The following is a 3,860-nucleotide window of genomic DNA, read 5'->3' as shown; positions in this document are numbered from 1 at the left end:
GGGGCGGCGCCGGCGTGCCGGCGCCGCCGTGTCGGGATCAGTGCTTGCCGGTGACCTTGTCGGCGAGGTTCTTGGCGCCGTCCTTGACGTCGCCGACGGTCTTCTGCGCCTCGCCCTTCAGCTCCTGCGCCTTGCCCTCGGCCACCAGCTTGTCGTTGCCCGTCGCCTTGCCGGCCGCCTGCTTGACGTTGCCCACCGCCTCGTTGGCCAGGCCCTTGATCTTGTCGGTCGTGCTGCTCATCGCGTGCTCTCCTCTCTCTCGGGGTCGTGTCGTGGCTCGGGAGGTCCGGCCGGGCGCCCGCGCCCGCCGGGGTGGACGGCCCCCGCCGGGGCGGGAGCCGAGGGGATCACCGGGCGATCGCTGGACGATCGGCCGACGGTGGGCCGGCGATCAGACGCGCCGGGTCTCGTAGGCGCCCAGCAGGGTCGCGGGCTTGGGCGCGCCCAGCCGGCCGCCGACATACGCCGCCAGCGCACCCAGGATCAGCGCCAGCGCGGCGTAGAACGCGCCCTGCGTGGCCGCCGACTTGGCCGTCACCGCCGCCGCCTCCGCCTTCTGCTTGGCGCTGGCCACCGCCTGGTCGTACTGCTTCTCGTAGTCCTGGATCTGCTGGCGGGCCTGATCGACCGGGATGTTCTGCGCCTTGGCCAGGGCGTCGGCCGCCCGCGCCTCGGCCTGCTGCTTCTGCGACGGGTCGCCGGTGAACAGCGCCTTCACCGCCGCGACCGCCGCGTCCCTGGCCGCCTGCGGGTCCTGCCCGGCGGTCTGCTGCCGGACCTTGTCCTCGATGCCGTCGAGCGGGTTGGCGATCTTCGACAGCGACGGCGCCGCCGCCTGGGCCGCCGTCTGCACCGTGCCGCCCACCAGGCTGCCGGCCCCGCCCAGCGCGCCCGACACCGTGCTGAGCGTGCCGCCGACCAGGCCGCTGGCGGCCGAGGTCAGCAGGTAGAGGACGACCAGCGTCGTCACCGCCCAGGAGACCAGCCCGTGCAGGGCGGCCGCGCCCGGCAGGGTCTTGCCCGAGAGCCGCCCGGCGATGACGCCCCCGGCCAGCGAGGCCACGAGGCCCGAGGCGACGAACCAGAGCCCCGCGCCCATCGACACGGTCGAGGCGGAGGGGTTGTCGGCGGCGGTCGTGCCGACCGACGCCAGCCCGACCCCGACGCCGACGAGGTTGACGATCACCTGGGTGACCAGCGCGGTCACGGCGCCGGCGAAGATCGCGCCCCAGGAGACTTGGTTGAGCAGGACGGCGCGCGTGTCGGCGTGCGCGTCCGGCGCGAGGGGCGTTGCAACGGTCTGGATGGTGGTCACGCTGTCACTCCGGGTGGTGGGTCGAAACTCGTGGGGCTGACGGCTCAGGCGCGGCTCAGGCGCGGCGGGCGCTGACGAGCAGGCCGAGGCCGAAGCCCGCGATGCCGGCGATGAGCAGGGCGGGGAGCGGGTACGCGGCAACCTGCTCGCCGACCTCGCGGGTGCCGCGGCGCAGGGCGCGGCTGCCGCGCGCGTAGGCGTCCTCGGCGACGTCGTAGGCCTCCTCGGCGGCGTGGCGGACGCCGCGCTCGGCGCGGGCGTACTGATCGTGCGCGGCGCCCTGGGCGCGGCGGGCGCGGGCCTCGACGTCGTCGGCCCCGAGATCGTCGACGGCGTCGCGGACCCGGCCGCCGAGGTCGCGGGCCGCGTCGGCCACGTGGTCGGCCGCGTCGCGCACGGTGTCCTTGGCCTGGCCGTAGAGGCTCTCGGCCTGTCCGGCGGCCGCGCGGACGCGGCCCTCGACCGCGTCGCGCCGCGAGCCGGTCAGGTCGCCGAACGCGCCCTGCACCTTGCCGCCGAGTTCCCGGGCCGCGCCCGTGATCCGATCGGTGTCGACCATGTCGTTCTCCTCCGTCGTCGCGTCGGCGATCGCCTCCGCGATCGCGCTGGTGGTGGGGGCGCCTCACCGTGAGGCGCCGGGTGACGTCCGTCAGCGCGGGCCGGAGCCCGCGGGCCCGGATCCGCCGGCCTTCGATCCGGGCACGTCCGATCCGGGCACGTCCGATCCGGGCACGTCCGATCCGGGCACGTCCGATCCGGGCACGTCCGATCCGGGCACGTCCGATCCGGGCGCGTCGCGCGTCTGGCGCCGGCCCTCGGTCTGCGCCCGGGCATCGCCGGTCAGCTTGCCGATGGCCTCCTTCACCGAGCCCTTGAGGTGCTCGGCGGAGGGTGTCTTCCTGTCTTCGGTCATGGGCGTCCCGTCCTGCGTGAGAAAACCCTGGCCGACCGGAAGATGTGCGCCGGGCGTGGCCGATCAATGGTGTGGCTGTACCAGTATGGCGGTATCTATCCGTCAGAGATGTTCAGGGGAAAACCGTTCTCGCGCCCCCAGACGACCGCCTCGCTGCGCTTGTGGATGCCGATCTTGCGGTAGAGCGCGGCGCCGTGATTGCGCACCGTGTTGCGCGACAGGCCGAGCTTGCGCGCGATCGCGTCGTCGCTGAGCCCCGAGCAGATCAGGTTGAGGATCTGGCGCTCGCGCACCGTCAGGTTCGGCGCCGCCGCGTCGCCCGCCTCCCGGCCCGGCCGGCGCAGGTTGGCCAGCTTCTCGATCAGCCCGCGGCTGAACCACGACGTGTCGGCCATCACCGTCTCGATCGCGTCGAACAGCTCCCGCTCGGTGTGCTTGCGCTCGGTGATGTCCTGCAGCACCAGCAGCACGAAGGCGGTCTCGTTGATCGTGATCCGCTCGGCCGAGACCAGGCAGTCGAGGTTCGCGCCGCTCTCGTGGCGCAGGCAGACCTCGACGCCCAGCACGTAGCCCTGGCGCTCCAGCGCGGCCTCGACCTGCAGGCGCTGCTTGTCGGCGACCCACAGCCCGGCCTCCGCCAGCGAGCGGCCGACGACGCGGTCCTCGCCCAGGCCGAAGACCCGGCTGAACGCCTCGTTCACGCCCGTGACCTGGCCGTCGTCGGCGCGCACCAGCACGGTCGGCACCGGCGTCATCCGGAACGCCGTGGCGAAGCGCTCCTCGCTCTGGCGCAGCGCGGCCTCGGCTTTGCGGCGCAGCTCGAGGTCGGCGAAGGTGAACAGCATGCAGGGCTCGTCGCCCATCGCGATCGGCTGCCCGGCGACGATCACGAAGCGGCTGCCGCCGTCGGGCAGGTCGAGGCAGGCCTCCATCTGCGGGATCGTGCCGCCGGCGTTGAGGCGCGCGACGGCGAGGTCGCGGTTGCGGGCGCCGGCCAGGACGTCGACCTCGTAGACGCTGCGGCCGATGACGGCGTCGCGGGTGTGGCCGGTCATCTCCAGGAAGCCGTGGTTGACCTTGACGTGGCGCAGGTCGGACAGCCGCGTGATCACGGCCGGGGCCGGGTTGGCGTTGAAGGTGCGCTCGAACCGCTCCTCGGCCTCGAACTGGTCGGAGACGTCCTTGAGGATCAGGGCGAGGCAGCTCGGGTTGCCGTCGCGGTCGGTGGCCACGAGGCTGCGCAGGGAGTGGACGAAGTCCACGTCGGGTCTGTCGGCCCGCCGCACCTCGACCACGACGTCGTGGAAGCGCTCGCCGGCCACGACGCGCTCGATCGGGTACTGGTTGGGCACGATGTGGTTGCGGTAGCGCAGGCAGAAGCGGTCGCGGTAGGCGTCGACGGTGGGGCCGAGCTCGTCGAGGCTCTGGGCGCCGTGCATCGCCAGGGCGGCGGCGTTGGCGTAGGCGATGGTCTGGTCGGGCTCGACCAGGATCACGCCCTCGCTCAACCCGGCGATGATCTGCCGGAGCTCATGCCTGTCGACCCCCGCCGTCACAGCTCCCGCGCCCCCCGCCTGCCGTCACTGCCCTCGCGGCAGCGGGGCACAAACGGGTTGCGCACAAGCCGGTTCC

At 73.5% G+C, this 3,860-nt stretch carries 5 protein-coding genes; all 5 read right to left on the bottom strand.

What is annotated here, in order from left to right:
• Positions 1–37: 37 nt before the first annotated feature.
• Complete coding sequence (locus tag ME121_RS32425) at positions 38–241, bottom strand: CsbD family protein (protein WP_012321376.1); 204 nt, start codon at positions 239–241, stop codon at positions 38–40.
• Between the two features lie 150 nt (positions 242–391).
• Positions 392–1,315, bottom strand: a complete 924-nt coding sequence (locus tag ME121_RS32420; RefSeq protein ID WP_012321377.1) for a hypothetical protein — start codon at positions 1,313–1,315, stop codon at positions 392–394.
• A gap of 55 nt (positions 1,316–1,370) precedes the next feature.
• On the bottom strand, positions 1,371–1,874 hold the full coding sequence (locus ME121_RS32415; RefSeq protein WP_029361668.1) for a CsbD family protein: 504 nt from the start codon (positions 1,872–1,874) through the stop codon (positions 1,371–1,373).
• Between the two features lie 90 nt (positions 1,875–1,964).
• On the bottom strand, positions 1,965–2,228 hold the full coding sequence (locus ME121_RS32410; RefSeq protein WP_059410307.1) for a CsbD family protein: 264 nt from the start codon (positions 2,226–2,228) through the stop codon (positions 1,965–1,967).
• Between the two features lie 95 nt (positions 2,229–2,323).
• Complete coding sequence (locus tag ME121_RS32405) at positions 2,324–3,784, bottom strand: helix-turn-helix transcriptional regulator (RefSeq protein ID WP_012321380.1); 1,461 nt, start codon at positions 3,782–3,784, stop codon at positions 2,324–2,326.
• Between the last annotated feature and the right edge of the window lie 76 nt (positions 3,785–3,860).

This window comes from Methylobacterium sp. ME121, from assembly GCF_000974725.1.
Lineage (GTDB): Bacteria > Pseudomonadota > Alphaproteobacteria > Rhizobiales > Beijerinckiaceae > Methylobacterium > Methylobacterium radiotolerans.
The sequence above is the reverse complement of the archived record's forward strand: the minus strand, read 5'-3'. Positions and strand labels throughout refer to the sequence as shown.